13 protein-coding genes and 2 pseudogenes are annotated in these 14,158 nt (G+C 71.5%); all 15 read right to left on the bottom strand.

The genetic code is table 11. The features are described from left to right. A pseudogene (locus QM591_RS10480) lies at positions 1-150 on the bottom strand (hypothetical protein); the annotation flags it as partial. Positions 151-1,883: 1,733 nt separating this feature from the next. Then, a complete protein-coding gene (locus QM591_RS10475) occupies positions 1,884-2,192 on the bottom strand; it encodes a WXG100 family type VII secretion target (protein ID WP_415132301.1) in 309 nt (102 codons plus the stop codon). Further along, positions 2,192-2,887 carry a WXG100 family type VII secretion target gene (locus QM591_RS10470; RefSeq protein ID WP_415132299.1) on the bottom strand — a complete coding sequence of 232 codons (696 nt, stop codon included), beginning with the start codon at positions 2,885-2,887 and terminating at the stop codon, positions 2,192-2,194. Before QM591_RS10470 ends, QM591_RS10475 begins: the two co-directional genes overlap by 1 nt. Before the next feature lie 53 nt (positions 2,888-2,940). Next, entirely contained in the window at positions 2,941-3,234 is a 294-nt protein-coding gene (locus QM591_RS10465) for a WXG100 family type VII secretion target (protein WP_067161446.1), read from the bottom strand. Between the two features lie 151 nt (positions 3,235-3,385). Next, a complete protein-coding gene (locus QM591_RS10460; RefSeq protein WP_415132296.1) occupies positions 3,386-4,693 on the bottom strand; it encodes a GNAT family N-acetyltransferase in 1,308 nt (435 codons plus the stop codon). Positions 4,694-4,698: 5 nt separating this feature from the next. Next, positions 4,699-5,637, bottom strand: coding sequence for a 4-(cytidine 5'-diphospho)-2-C-methyl-D-erythritol kinase (locus QM591_RS10455; protein ID WP_415132294.1), 939 nt, complete (start codon positions 5,635-5,637; stop codon positions 4,699-4,701). Next, positions 5,634-6,692, bottom strand: coding sequence for an aldo/keto reductase (locus QM591_RS10450; RefSeq protein ID WP_415132292.1), 1,059 nt, complete (start codon positions 6,690-6,692; stop codon positions 5,634-5,636). The genes QM591_RS10455 and QM591_RS10450 overlap by 4 nt, the downstream gene beginning before the upstream one ends. Beyond that, a complete protein-coding gene (gene rsmA, locus QM591_RS10445) occupies positions 6,689-7,555 on the bottom strand; it encodes a 16S rRNA (adenine(1518)-N(6)/adenine(1519)-N(6))-dimethyltransferase RsmA (protein ID WP_415132290.1) in 867 nt (288 codons plus the stop codon). Before rsmA ends, QM591_RS10450 begins: the two co-directional genes overlap by 4 nt. Positions 7,556-7,586: 31 nt before the next feature. Continuing rightward, on the bottom strand, positions 7,587-8,894 hold the full coding sequence (gene hemL, locus QM591_RS10440) for a glutamate-1-semialdehyde 2,1-aminomutase (protein WP_415132288.1): 1,308 nt from the start codon (positions 8,892-8,894) through the stop codon (positions 7,587-7,589). Further along, complete coding sequence (gene hemB / locus QM591_RS10435) at positions 8,891-9,886, bottom strand: porphobilinogen synthase (RefSeq protein WP_415132286.1); 996 nt, start codon at positions 9,884-9,886, stop codon at positions 8,891-8,893. Before hemB ends, hemL begins: the two co-directional genes overlap by 4 nt. Continuing rightward, the gene (locus tag QM591_RS10430; RefSeq protein ID WP_415132284.1) at positions 9,883-10,740 is read right to left on the bottom strand and encodes a uroporphyrinogen-III synthase; all 858 of its coding nucleotides are present in this window, start codon (positions 10,738-10,740) and stop codon (positions 9,883-9,885) included. Before QM591_RS10430 ends, hemB begins: the two co-directional genes overlap by 4 nt. Then, entirely contained in the window at positions 10,737-11,678 is a 942-nt protein-coding gene (gene hemC / locus QM591_RS10425; RefSeq protein ID WP_415132282.1) for a hydroxymethylbilane synthase, read from the bottom strand. Before hemC ends, QM591_RS10430 begins: the two co-directional genes overlap by 4 nt. Then, positions 11,675-12,904 (bottom strand): ferrochelatase, encoded by a 1,230-nt coding sequence (locus QM591_RS10420; protein WP_415132280.1) that lies wholly within the window; start codon positions 12,902-12,904, stop codon positions 11,675-11,677. The genes hemC and QM591_RS10420 overlap by 4 nt, the downstream gene beginning before the upstream one ends. Then, a complete protein-coding gene (gene hemQ / locus QM591_RS10415) occupies positions 12,904-13,578 on the bottom strand; it encodes a hydrogen peroxide-dependent heme synthase (protein ID WP_415132278.1) in 675 nt (224 codons plus the stop codon). The genes QM591_RS10420 and hemQ overlap by 1 nt, the downstream gene beginning before the upstream one ends. 46 nt (positions 13,579-13,624) lie before the next feature. Further along, positions 13,625-14,158, bottom strand: a pseudogene (locus QM591_RS10410) (hypothetical protein); the annotation flags it as partial.

Raw genomic sequence — 14,158 nt, 5'->3', positions numbered from 1 at the left:
GGAGCCGACGGAGCATCCGGGCCCGACGGAGCATCCGGAGCCGACGGAGCATCCGGGCCCGACGGAGCATCCGGAGCCGACGGAGCATCCGGAGCCGACGGAGCATCCGGAGCCGACGGAGCATCCGGAGCCGACGGAGCATCCGGGCTCGACGGAGCATCCGGGCTCGACGGAGCATCCGGAGCCGACGGAGCATCCGGCGACGAGGCCGACGGACCGTCTCCGCCGAGGCTGGCAGGCAGGTCAGGCGTCTGCGACGACACGTCGATCGAGCCGCCGTCCCCTGCCGAGGAACCGCCGTCCGCGGTTCCGGCGCCCGGAGTGGGGCCGTCGTTGTTCACGGTGACGCCCGAGCCGTCGCCGACGGCGTTCGACGAGCCGCCCGAGGCCGCTCCCGGCGTCGGGCCGTCGGCGGTGACCGTCACGCCGCCGCCTCCCGATGCCGCAGCCGTACCGGATCCGCCCGCACCTCCCGCGCCGGGGATGTTCCCGAGACTGGGCGAACTGGGGGCGCCCGACCCGCCGCCGGTGGGCGTCGGACGGGCGCCGCCGGGCTTGCCCGCCATCGCGCCGCCCAAGAGCGAGCCGAGAACGACAGCCGACAGCGGGTTGAAGGGCGTGCCGTTGAGGCCGGATTCGGCTCCGGCGCTGACGAGGCCATCGACGGCGCCGCTTCCCATCTCCACGCCCACGTGCGTGACGCGCTGGAGGCCGGTGTTGGTCACTCGCGACGTCGCCGCGCCACCCACCCGAGACGCGAATCCGCCGGCGCCGCCGCCGGCCGTCGCGGCGAGTGCGGCGGTCAAGATGTTCTGCGGCTGGTACGAGGGATCGAGCGACCCACGCACCACGTTGAATCCGGTCGTCGTGATCGCCGAGGCGAGACCGGCCGACAGCGCCTCCTTGGCGACATGCACGCCGGCACGGATCGCCATGCGCGCGGCTCGGAGCGCGGCCATGATGAGCGTTCGGAGCTTCCGGCAGAGGTTCGCGATCTTGATCGCCCAGCGCATCACGGTGAACGCGATCTTGGCGGCCATCGCTGCGGCGCCGGCACCGAAGGTCACCGCACCGAGCAGAGCGCCGACACCGATCTCGATGGCGATCTCGACGGCCATCTGCGCGATGAACCAGCCGATCTCCTCCCAGGCCTTGTTGGTCTCGTCGATCATCGACCGCGCGAAGCCGCCCATGGAGGAAGCCGACTCGGAGAGACTGCGGAACGACTCCGACATCTTGGACTGGCACGCCAGGATGCTGGCCTGCTGCGGCAGAGTGGCCGAGGCGGTGTTCGTGAACGCCGAGTCGATCCGACCCTGCACGCGCGACATCGCGCCGGAGAGCTCGTTCCAGGCCGACTCGGCGCTGCCGAGCTTGCCGGTGTCGGCGTCGGGAAGACGCACGCCGATCTGAGCCAGGGCGTCCTGCAGGAACTCACCGAACTCGCCCAAGGGGGTCGTCGGCCCCGGGCCCAACGCAGAGGGGACGGAGACCGACACGCCGAACGGAACGGTTGTCTCCTCCGCGATGCTCGACTCGTCGGCGGAGCGGAAGGCCCCTACCAGCTGCGCGCCGTCGTAGGCGCGCCCCGTGTTCGCGAGTGCTGCGTCGAGTGTCTTGAGGGTGTTGGCGGCGTTGATGACGCCCTTCAGGACGTCGCGGGCGTAGCCGTCGTAGCCCGGCTCACCGTCCTGGCCGTGCGCGAAGACCTCCGCCGACTCCTCGTCACCGGCCATCCCCCCGGTCCCGCCGAGAGCGGACTGGCACGCCTGCGCGGCCTGCCACGCACTCTGCGCGATCGAGTGCAACGTGTTGCCGTCCGCGACGAGGCGGGCGGCATTCAACTCCACTGCGGGCATCGGTCCCGTCTCCCCTTCCGCCGCTCAGCCGAGCGACGATCTGATCTGGTTCCAGGCGCTGTCGAGAGACTCGATCGTCTGCTCGTAGGCCTGGCGTGCTCCGTCCACCTGGTCCTGCAGTCCTTCGGCGGCCGTGGTCAGCGCCTCGGCGCCGAGCTGCCACTTCTCGAACATCGCCAGGAAGTTCGCCATCGCAGGCCCCTGCCACTCCGCAGGCAGCATGTACGCGAATCCGCTGGCGCCCTGCTTGAGGGCGGTGCAGTAGTTGACCAGCTCCCCCAGCGCCTCGGCGAGTGCCTGGAGGTCGGCGGTGTCTGCCTTCTGCTGACCCATCAGTCCACCTTCCCGACGGCTGTCGCCAGGTCGTCGAGGCCACCGCTGAGCTGCGCGGCCGAAACGTTGCCCGCATCGACGCGGGCATCCACGGCGCCGATGGCGGCGCTGGAGCCGTCCACCTGCGCCTCGACCATGCCCGCATCCACGACGGGGGCGCCGTCGGGCACGAGAGCCGGATCGATGTCCACCTCGATCACCGCGTCGTCCTCGTCGGCGGGCGCCTCGCCCGCCCGCTGGCCGGAACTGGCCCGGACTCCGCCGCCGCCGACGAACGCGCCGCCGGCGGAATCCTCACCGCGACCGAAGAACTCCTCGATCAGCTCGGCGCGCTCCTCACCCGTGTCCACCCGCGCGTTGACGGTGCGAGCTGCTCCGCCGACGTTGCGCACCGAATCGATGCGGCCGGTGAAGCTGCGCTGCACCCCCGCCTCCGACTGCGTGTACGACCCGTCGGCGGCCACGAGGCCCGTCTGCAACGCCACGAGAGACTGCCGGACCGCCGCCGAGGTGGCCAGGAACGTGTCCCATCCCTCGGCGAACTTGTCGGCGTCCTCGCCCTGCCAGCTCACGTCGACTGTGCGCTTGACGTGCGAGTCGACCGCCGACAGGTTCGCGTCGAACGTCGCGATCACCGTTCCCAGCAGCGACGACACCTCGCTCAGCGACGAGGCCCGTACCCGGAATGTCACCATGGGTCACTCCCTCCCCCGGTGCGATGAGTGCCCGAGGCACTCCCGCGAACTGATCAGCCGTTGAAGGTCGAGGCGATGGCGTTCTCGCTGTCCTCGTAAGAGAGCGCAGCCTGGTTGAGGAGGTCGCTGATGCCCTGCAGCGACTCCTTCAGCTGGATGCCGGCCTGGTCCCACTGCGAGTAGAGCTCGTTGAAGGACTGCGAGGCGGTGCCGCCCCAGTCGCCGGAGATGAGTCCCTCGACGAGCGACTTCAGGTTGGACAGCTGCGACTCGATCGACTGCGAGCCGCTGGAAAGCTGCCCGGCGACGCCGGCGAGCGATTCTGACGTGACGCGGATCTCGGCCATGGGTACCCTCCCTGGGTGTTCTGTACGATCTCGGAGCCCGATCCGACATCGGGACCATCCGGTGGGTTCAGCCTAAACAGAGACCCCACCGAACCCCAATGGGGAGAACTCCCCACTCCGCCGAGCAGCCGAACCCGCCCCGGGACTCGGTTCAGTACCAGAAGCTCAGCCGCGGCGCGCTCGACGTGCGGAAGACGCGGTCGACGCGGTGGGGGTCGGCGGCGCGGAGCCGGCCGGCGCGGTCCAGGGTGAGAGCGCTGACCCCGCCCAGGAACAACGCCGACAGCTCTTCGATGCCGAGAGAGACGTCGGGCTGAGCGTCGGCGGGTGCCGGCGAGACGGCCGCGCTGCCGTCGCTCGCGATCTCGAGGACCACGGCGCCGCCGGTGATGCCGAGGGGGTCGTGCACGTCGAGAACCAGCGTGTCGGCGGCGTCGTAGCGTCGTCCGGCGAGAGCGGCTTGAACATCGAGGATGCGCACGTAATGGTGGTCGCGCACGGTGATGGTGACCGCTCGCTGGTCGGTGATCATCCACCACAGCGGCTCGTCCACAGCCAGCTCGCTCGCGCGGACGACACCGATCAGGTCCATCGAGAGAAGGAAGCGCCAGAGCGCGGCGTAAGCGTCGTCGGTCGCGGCGAGCAGCTGAACGACGTCGAGCGTCGAGGCGGCGAAATCGTCGTGGTTCTCCGAGACCCGGTACAGCGCGAGGCCGTCGACCGAGCCGTCCGCGCCCCGGTACTGGAGCACGCGCGTCTCCCCGGCCTTCTCGACGTCGGGACGCGTGCCGAAGAAGCGGTCCCAATGCCCACCCGGCATCTGCACCTCGCCGGCGCGAGCGCGACGGATCCTGTCGTGGAGGACGTCGACCAGGGCACGACCCTGCTCGCGGGTGAGGAAGTCGATGCGGCCGCCCGGGACCGGGCCCCGCCATCCTGCTCGGCGCGGGTCGATGCGCCATTGCGCCGCGGGAACGGCTGGAGCGAACCCGAAACGTCCGTAGATCGACGACTCACTCACCGTGAGCGTGGCGACCGGGAGCCCCAGATCGGCGGCGGTGCGCAGCTCCCCCGACATCAAGGAGCGCAGCAGCCCCCTCCGGCGGTGAGTCGGTGCGACGGTGACGGAGCTGATCGCACACGCGGTCAGCCGGTCGCCGGGGGTGGTGAGCTCCGTCGTCCACGAGGCGAAGGTGGCAACGGGATGCTCGGGCACCGGGGCCGCATCGTCGTACACCCCGAGCTTCCGGCGATAGGCGGTCGCCGCGAAGAACGCGTCACGCTGCACGTCGGTGCGCTCGCCATCGAGGAAACCGCGCGAGACGACCTCCAGCCAGGTGTCGGTCTCGGCGCGCGAGCCATCGTCCACGCGCGCGGCTCGGAGCCCTTGATCGGACACCTCAGCGAGGAGGCGGGCGTCCAGCGGAGCGTCGTGGTGTCGGCCGTCGATCGAGGTCATGTCGCTCATCCTTCCGTCGAGACGATCCGGGCGCCGGGCACCGGACCGTGAGTGGCGATCGCGGTGTGGCCATCCCGGTTCAGGGCCTCCGCGAGGGAGGCGGCCGCCGCGGCGTCATCGGTCAGGAATCCCACGGTAGGCCCGGACCCCGACACGAGCGCCCCCCGCGCACCGATCGCCATGCCGGCCTCGATCACCTCGCCGAGCGAGGGCCGGCGAGCCAGGGCAACCGCCTGCAGGTCGTTGCGCATGGCGGCGGCCAACGCCGGGGCGTCTCCCGCACGGAGCGCCTGGAGCACCTCGGCGTCGACGGTCGGCACGGTGCGGCGCGGCGCGATGTCCATCCGCGCACGGAGCTCGTCGAGACCGGCATACGCCTCGGGCGTGGAGATGCCGTCTTCTTGGGTGACGAGCACCCAGTGGAACTTCCCGCGAACGAGTGCGGGAGCCAACTGCTCCCCCCGACCCGTGCCCACCGCCGTCCCGCCCAGGAGCGCGAAGGGCACGTCGGCGCCGAGCCCCGCGGCCAGTTCGTGCAGCTCGCTGGAGGACAGGCCGCCGTCGAGGAGCGCGTTCACCGCCACGAGCGTCGCCGCCGCATCAGCCGATCCGCCGCCCATGCCGCCGGCCACGGGGACGCCCTTGTGGAGGTGCAGACGCACGCCTCCGTCCCAGCCCACCGCGCGGGCGACCTCGCGTGCGGCGCGCACGGCGAGGTTCGATCCGTCGAGAGGGACGTCGGACACCTCGACGTCGCCGGTCACCGTGACGGAGAACTCGTCGTCGTGCGACGCCCAGACGTCCTCGAACAGGGCCAGCGCCTGATAGACCGACGCGACCGGGTGGTAACCGTCATCCTGCAGGTCGCCCACGTCGAAGAAGACGTTGACCTTGCCCGGCGCACGCACGTGGATGCGGCGTTCCTCCACTCGGCTGAGGCTCACGCGGTCGGCATCCAGAGCTCGCCGATCCCGGCGGCGATGACGTCGATCCGCTCCAGCTCCTCGGCGTCGAAGGCGGGCCCGGTCACCGCGGCGAGGTTCTCATCGATCTGCTCGGGGCGGGAGGCGCCGATGAGGGCCGAGGAGACGACCTCGTCGCGGAGCACCCATTGCAGGGCGAGTTGGGCAAGGCTCTGACCGCGATCTCGGGCGATCACATCGAGCGCACGCAGCGCACTCAGTGCGTCCGGTGTCAGCTGGGAGCCGCTCAGAGATGAGCGCTGCTGGGCGCGCGAGGCGGTGCCGTCCTCGAGGTAGCGACTCGTGAGCAGCCCCTGGGCGAGGGGCACGAAGGCGATCGCCCCCATCCCCTCCTGGCGCAGCACTCCCGTGAGGCCGTCCTCGATCCAACGATCCAGGATCGAGTACGAGGGCTGGTGGATCACCAGCGGGGTTCCCAGCGAACGGGCGATGGCCACGGCTTCCGCCGTCTGCTTCTCCCCGTAGGACGAGATGCCGACGTACAGCGCTTTGCCCTGACGCACGAGAGCGTCCAGCGCGCCGATCGTCTCTTCCAACGGAGTGACGGGATCGAACCGGTGCGAGTAGAAGACGTCGACATAGTCGATCCCCATCCGGGCGAGGGACTGCTCGGCGCTCGCGATCAGGTACTTCCGCGAGCCCCACTGGCCGTACGGACCGTCCCACATGTCGTACCCGGCCTTCGACGAGATGATCAGCTCGTCGCGGTAGGGAGCGAAGTCCTCCCGCATCATGCGACCGAAGTTGGTCTCGGCCGAGCCATAGGGCGGGCCGTAGTTGTTGGCGAGGTCGAAGTGAGTGATCCCGCGGTCGAATGCATGCCGCAGCAGGGCGCGCTGTCGGTCGAACGGGATGTTGTCACCGAAGTTCCACCACAGCCCCAGCGAGACGGGCGGCAGATACAGGCCGCTGCGTCCGACTTGCCGGTACGTCGTCCCCTCGTATCGATCGGGCGCGGCTGCGTAGGGGCGGTGGAGGTCTCCGCCGCGAGACGGCGGGAAGCGGTTCTCGGTCACTCCCCCAGGCTAGCGAGGCTCGCGCTCGCGTGGGCGACGGCGACGTAGTCGTCGATCGTCAGCTCCTCCCCACGAGCCGTGGGCGCCACTCCTGCCGCCTCGAGGATCGCGCTCGCCTGAGCGGCGGAGCCGCCAAGCACGCCCGCGAGCGCCTGGCGGAGCATCTTCCGGCGCTGTTGGAAGGCCGCGTCGACGATACGGAACGTGCGCCGTCTCTCGTTCTCGTCGCCGCGCGCAGTCGCGTCGCGGTCGAATGCCACCAGCACGCTGTCCACGTTGGGCACCGGCCAGAAGACCTGCCGGGACACGGTTCCCGCCAACCGCCACGCCCCGTACCAGGCTGCCTTGACGCTCGGAGCACCGTAGATCTTCGACCCCGCCGGCGCGGCCAGGCGTTCCCCCACCTCGGCCTGGACCATGACGACCCCTCGGCCGATCCCCGGGAAGTGCTCCATGAAGTGCAGCAGCACCGGGACGCTCACGTTGTAGGGGAGGTTGGCCACCAGCACGTCGGGCTCGCCCGGGAGATCGGTGACGGCGAGCGCATCGGCGGCCACGACCGTCAGGGCGCCGTCGGGCACGCCGTGAGCCCGCGCGGTCGCGTCGAGACGTGCAGCCAGGCGGCGATCGATCTCCACGGCTGTGACCCGGGCCCCGGTCTCGAGGATCGCGAGGGTGAGCGATCCCAGTCCCGGTCCCACTTCGACGACGCGATCGGCCGCCGTGACGCGGGCCACCGCGACGATCTTGCGGACGGTGTTGGCATCGACGACGAAGTTCTGCCCCAGTTTCTTGGTCGGGGTCACATCGAGGTCGGCAGCGAGAGCACGGATCTCCGCCGCACCGAGCAGAGACACGGTCATCCCCTCAGCCTACTCAGCGGTCGCCTGGCGGTCACGCGGCTGCGGCCGCCTCCGCCGCGCGGGGAAGGGCGGCCACGACCTCCGCGAGGACCGCGTCGTCGTGTGCGGCCGTGAGGAACCACGCCTCGAACGCGGACGGCGGCAAGGACACCCCTCCGGCGAGCATCGCGTGGAAGAAGCGGGCATAGGCGGCGGCGTCCTGACGCTGCGCCGTCGCGTAGTCGGGCACTCCGCCGGCGACCGCCTCGCCGAAGAACACGCTGAAGAGCGTTCCCGCCCGCTGCACGACGTGGGCAACGCCCGCCGCATCGAGCGCCGCATGGACTTCGGTGGCCACGAGGTCGGCGGCGCGCGCGATCCGTGCGTACACCTCTCCATCGGCCAGACGCAACGTCGCCAGGCCTGCCGCCACCGCGACCGGGTTCCCGCTCAGTGTGCCCGCCTGGTACACCGGTCCCGTCGGCGCCAGCAGATCCATGACGTCCGCACGCCCGCCGAGCGCGGCGACCGGGAGTCCGCCTCCGATCACCTTGCCGAAGGTCACGAGGTCGGGGCGAACCTCCTCGCCCTGTTCCCGGAGCACTTCGGCGTAGCCGCCGGGTGCCGCGCGGAATCCCGTGAGCACTTCGTCGCTGATGAGCAGAGCACCCTCGCGGCGGCAGGTCTCGGCGAGGAAGCTCGTGAAGCCGGACTCCGGTGGCACGACGCCCATGTTGGCCGCAGCGGCCTCGGTGATGACGGCCGCGATGCGCCCGGCGTGGGCGGCGAAGGCGGTGCGCACCGCCTCGCGATCGTTGTAGGGAAGGACGAGCGTCTGGGCCGCGACGGCGTCGGGAACCCCCGCGGATCCGGGGAGCGCGAAGGTCGCCAGGCCCGATCCGGCAGCGGCGAGCAGACCATCGGAATGGCCGTGGTAGTGCCCCGCGAACTTGATCAGCAGGTCGCGCCCGGTAGCGCCGCGCGCGAGACGGATGGCCGTCATCGTCGCTTCCGTGCCCGTCGACACCAGACGCACCTTCTCGACACCGGGCACCCGTCTCGCGATCTCCTCGGCCAGTTCCGCCTCGGCTGCCGTCGGTGCACCGAACGAGAGACCACGCCGAGCGGCCTCGACGACGGCCTCCACCACCTGCGGGTGCGCGTGCCCGAGGAGGGCCGGTCCCCAGCTCGCCACCAGGTCGACGTAGTGCCGGCCGTCGGCGTCGGTGACGCGAGCGCCCTCGGCGGAGGCGAGGAACAGAGGCGTCCCTCCCACCGAGCCGTAGGCGCGGACGGGAGAGTCCACACCGCCCGGGATCACCCGCAGCGCACGGGCGAAGAGCTCCTCATTGGCGGTCATGTCAGGTCCTCTCCGCGCGCCAGGCGTCGGGCCACCTCGACGGCCCAATAGGTCAGGATGGCATCGGCGCCGGCACGCCGGATACCGACGAGGGTCTCCCCGATGGCGCGGTCGCGATCGATGAGACCGGCGGCGGCCGCGTGCTCGATCAGCGCGTACTCGCCCGACACCTGATAGGCCCACACCGGCACGGGCGAGGCGTCGGCGACGCGCGCGAGCACATCGAGGTAGGGGCCAGCGGGCTTGACCATGACGATGTCGGCGCCCTCGGCGACGTCGGTGTCCGCTTCGCGCAGCCCCTCCCGCCCGTTCGCGGGGTCGAGTTGATACGTGCGGCGATCTCCGTCGAGCGTCGACTCCACCGCATCGCGGAACGGACCGTAGAAGGCCGACGCGTACTTGGCGGCGTAGGCGAGGAGCACGACGTCGGCGTGACCCGCCTCGTCGAGGGCGTGGCGGACGGCGGCGACCTGGCCGTCCATCATGCCCGACAGCCCCAACACGTCGGCCCCGGCACCGGCCTGAGCCACCGCCATCCGCCCGTACACCGCGAGGGTGGCGTCGTTGTCCACCCGGCCGCGATCGTCGAGGACACCGCAGTGACCGTGGTCGGTGAACTCGTCCAGGCACAGATCGGCCTGCACGGTGAGGCGTCCCCCGGCGGCGTCACGCGCCACGGCGATCGCACGGTTGAGGATGCCGTCGGCAGCGGTGGCCCCCGAGCCGATCGCGTCGCGGACGGCGGGGACGCCGAAGAGCATGATGCCGCCGATGCCTGACCGAGCGGCCTCATCGACGACGTCGGCGAGGCCGGCGAGGGGGTGCTGCGCGACCCCGGGCATGCTCGCGATGGGCTGAGCCTCGGCGATGCCCTCCTTCACGAAGACGGGGAGGATCAGACGCCGAGGCGTGAGGTCGTGTTCGGCGAACAGTCGCCGGTGGGCCGCGGTGGAGCGCAGCCGGCGCAGACGGCGATCGGGGAAGTCGGTCATCGGAAGGTCTCCGTTCCTCCGCCGGCGGTCGTCGTGCCTGCGGAGATCGTGTCGAGAGAGGTGGTCGTGAGGGAGTCGGGCCGCGCGTCGAGCTCGGCGATGAGCGCGTCGATGCTCTGGGTGCGAGCGGTGTGCGCCACCGTGAAGCCCAGACGCTCGGCGTCCCGTGTGGTGCCGGGGCCGATGGAGGCCACGAGCGTACGGGGCGCGAGGACGCCGACCTGGCGCCGGAGCTCCCGTCCGACGCTCAGGGAGGTGAGGAGGACGACCTCCATCTTGCCCTCGCGGAGATCCGCCGCGATCTCGGGCACGAGGTCGACACCGACGGTCCGGTAGCCGATGCAGACCTCGACCCCGAACCCGCGAACCTCGAGCTCATCCGAGACGACCGAGGTCGCAAGGTCAGAACGCACCACGAGCGATCGGCCGGTTCGACGGGGATCGCGCCCCGCGCACCACTGCGACACGAGCGCCCGGGCAGAGGCATGACCGACCGGGACGAAGGCGACCTCGTACCCGGCGGCGGCAGCGGCACGCGCTGTCGCCGTGCCGACGACCGCCACGCGCACCGTCGCGGGAAGGTGGACCTCCGCGCGACTCAGCTGCTCGACGGCGGCGGCGCTCGTCAGGAAGAGCCACTCGTACTCCCCCGCCGCCAGCGCCCGGAAGTGCCGGTCGCGCGTCGCGGTGTCTCGCGGGGGCACGGAGGCGATCAGGGGCGCCACGACGCCGATCGCTCCGCGGGCGTCGAGGTCGGCGCGAACGCGCTCACCCCAGCTCCCTCCGCGCGGGATCAACACCCGGGCGCCGTCCAGCGCACCCCGCTTCGATCTTCCGTGTGAGGTGATGCTCACGCCCCGCTCCCGGACAGATCGGCGAGCTCGCCGGCCCCCGCCCGCAGAAGCTCGTCGACCACGTCGACCGCAGCCGAGTGCCGCGCCTCTTCGGCGGCGAGCGCATCGGCGGGCAGGCGGCGGGTCACCCGCACGGCGCGGGAACCGTCCAGGGCGTAGACCTCCGCGAGGAGTTCCACGGTCTCTCCCTCCGAGCGTGCGCTGATCCCCACGGGTGCGGCGCAGCCGGCTTCCAGAAGGCGCAGGACCTCCCGCTCCCACAGCGCGTTGCGGGTCGACGCGGCGTCGCCGATGCGCGACACGACCTCAGCGAGACCGGGGTCGTCGGTCCGGACTTCCACCGCCAGTGCTCCCTGACCGGCCGAGGTGGGCCACTGCGCGAGAGCGAACCGGTCGGTCGCCTCGTCGGTCAGATTCATCCGCGTCAGCCCGGCCTCGGCGAGCACGGTCGCGTCGAACTCGCCGTCGCGGACCTTGCGCAGTCGGGTGTCCACATTGCCGCGGATGCCCCGAACGTCGAGATCGGGGCGGCGGCGGAGGAGCTGGGCCACCCGGCGGGGCGACCCGCTGCCGACGACCGCGCCCTGCGGCAGCGTGTCGAGGGTGAGCCCGTCCCGCGCGCAGAGGACGTCGTTCTGCGGAGCCCGCGGCGGCACAGCCCCGATGACGAGGCCGTCCACGGCTCCGGTGGGGAGATCTTTCATCGAGTGCACGACGAGATCGCACTCGCCACGCAGCAGCGCTTCGCGCAGTGCCGCCACGAACACGCCCGTTCCACCGAGCTGCGCGAGCGGCCCGGTGAGCACATCGCCGTCCGTCGTGATGGGGACGAGCTCGACGTCACGGCCGGTCGCGTCGCGGAGAGCGTCGGCGACGTGCCCGGACTGCGTCGTCGCGAGCACGCTCGCGCGCGTTCCCAGGCGCAGTGGCGTGCTCATGGCGCGATCCCGGCGAGGGCCGGCTGGAATCCGAGGCGCTTGTTCTCGCAGCATCCCGGACGGCACACGTCGTACCACGGACCCAGGTCGGTCAGATGGGGTCGCTCCTCGGCGGGTGTTCCCGCCAGGCGCTCTTCGATGAGGTCGACCAGGCCCGCCACGTAGGCGGGGTGGGTCCCCGGCGTGGCTGTGCGCACGGCGACCAGCCCGAGCTCCTCGGCGGTTTCGAGGGCTTCGGTGTCGAGATCCCAGAGCACCTCCATATGGTCGCTCACGAAGCCGAGCGGAACGATCAGGACCCCTCGGCGGCCGCGGGCGGGAAGCTCTCGCAGGGCGTCGTTGATGTCGGGCTCGAGCCACGGCACCTGTGGCGGGCCCGACCGGCTCTGGAACACGAGCTGCCACGAGCTGTCGATCCCGAGCTGCGACATGATCTGCGCCGCCACCGCCGTGTGCTGGGCGACGTAGGCGCCCCCCGCCCCGAAGTCGCGCTCGGGAGGTCCGGACCGGTCGGCGTCGGCGTCGGGGATGGAGTGGGTCGAGAACAGCACCTCGACCTCTCCGGCGAGGTCGGTGATCCCACGCTCGGCGAGCGCATCGATCCCGGCCCGGATCCCCTCGACGAAGGGCGTGACGAAACCGGGGTGGTCGAAGAACTGGCGCACCTTGTCGATCTCCACCTCGCCCGCCAGGTTCGTCGCCGCGACGGCGTCGGCCAGGTCCTCGCGGTACTGCCGGCACGAGGAATAGGACGAGTACGCGCTGGTGGCGATCGCGAGCAGGCGCCGGTGGCCCGCTGCGTGGGCGTCTCCGAGCGCGTCGGCCACATACGGCATCCAGTTGCGGTTGCCCCAGTACACCGGGATGTCCCGTCCTCGGCGGGCGAGCTCGGCGTCCAGCGCCGCCTTCAGCGCGCGGTTCTGGTCGTTGATGGGCGAGATCCCGCCGAAATGCCGGTAGTGGTGGGCGACCTCTTCCAGACGCTCGTCGGGGATGCCGCGACCGGCGGTCACGTTGCGGAGGAAGGGGATCACGTCGTCCTGCCCCTCGGGACCTCCGAATCCGAGCAGGAGCACACCGTCGTACGCGACGGCCTCCGTGGCATGCGGTTCACCCGCGCAGGTGGCAGCCGTCGCGGCGGGCACGCGGCACCCGGGCGGGCACTCCGGGGCCGCCTCGGCGCGCGGAGGCTTGGGACGGAACGGCTCGCGGATGATCTCGGCCATCAGGACAGCACCTCCGCGAGCTCGGCGATCTCCACGCGTCGTCCCGTGTAGAAGGGGACCTCCTCCCGCACGTGCCGACGCGCCTCGGTCGCACGCAGGTCGCGCATGAGGTCGACGAGGCTGAGGAGGTTGTCGCTCTCCAAAGGCAGCAGCCATTCGTAGTCGCTCAGCGCGAAGGTGGAGACGGTGTTGGCCACCACGTCGGTGAACCGCGCGCCTTGACGGCCGTGCTCGGCGAGCATCTGCGCCCGCTCCGCTTCCGGGAGGAGGTACCACTCGTAGCTGCGCACGAAGGGGTACACGCAGAGCCACTCCCGCGGCTCCTCGCCTCGCAGGTAGCCGGGAACGTGGCGCTTGTTGAACTCCGCCTCGCGGTGCACGCCCATCGCGCTCCACTCGCACGTGAAGTCCGCGAGCACCTCGGTGCGTCGCAGGGCCCGGAGCCCGTGTTGCAGGGCCGCGGCGTCCTCCCCGTGCAGCCACACCATGAGGTCGGCGTCCGCCCGCATCCCCGTCACGTCGTAGACGCCGCGAAGGGTCACCCCCTCCCCGGCGAGCTCGCCGATCCGCTGGCCGAGCGCACCGAGCGCCGATGCCGACGGGGCGGACGACCGGGGCCGCGGTCCGCGGAGGATCGCGAACAGCGTGTATCCGACGAGGTTCTCTTCGGTCATGGTGTTCTTCCTGTTCGAGGGATGGAGTCGGTGGTCGGTCACGGGGTCACCGTGACACCGGGCGAGGGGCGGCGAGCATGTCGCAGAGCTCGGCGGCGAGGCCGCGGGCGTGAGGAACGACCGACGCGAGACCGGTACCCGCGACGGCCGCGCCGGCGAGAACGACGCCGGCGTCGCGCCAGTGCTCACGGCGCTCGTCGGAGATCGCGAGCGCACCGGTCGCGTCGTCCCACTCCGCGCCGGTGACCTCGGTCACCCGGGCGGGATCGACCGGAACGCCGGTGAGGAGGGCGATCTCTCGGGCGATGTCGTCCCGATCGGCGAGGCGGCCGCTGCCGGGGTCGCGAAGCGAGAGTCGGAAGACGTGCGAGCCGGCAGGGACGGCGGCGGCGGCCCACGCCCACTTCGCCGTCACATGCGTCAGGGCCTTCGCGGCGGAAGGGACGTCGTGCGCCACGATGACACCGGAGCCGACCGGCTGCGCGTCGAAGGCGGGGTCGTCGACGCGCGCCGCGACGACCCGAACGGCGGCCTCGGGGGCGCGACCGGCGGACGGGTCGAGCAACGCGGCCGCCGCGCG

It is taken from the genome of Microbacterium sp. (assembly GCF_047607225.1).
GTDB lineage: Bacteria > Actinomycetota > Actinomycetes > Actinomycetales > Microbacteriaceae > Microbacterium.
Note: the sequence above shows the minus strand (reverse complement) of the source record. Positions and strands in the feature narration are given on the sequence as shown.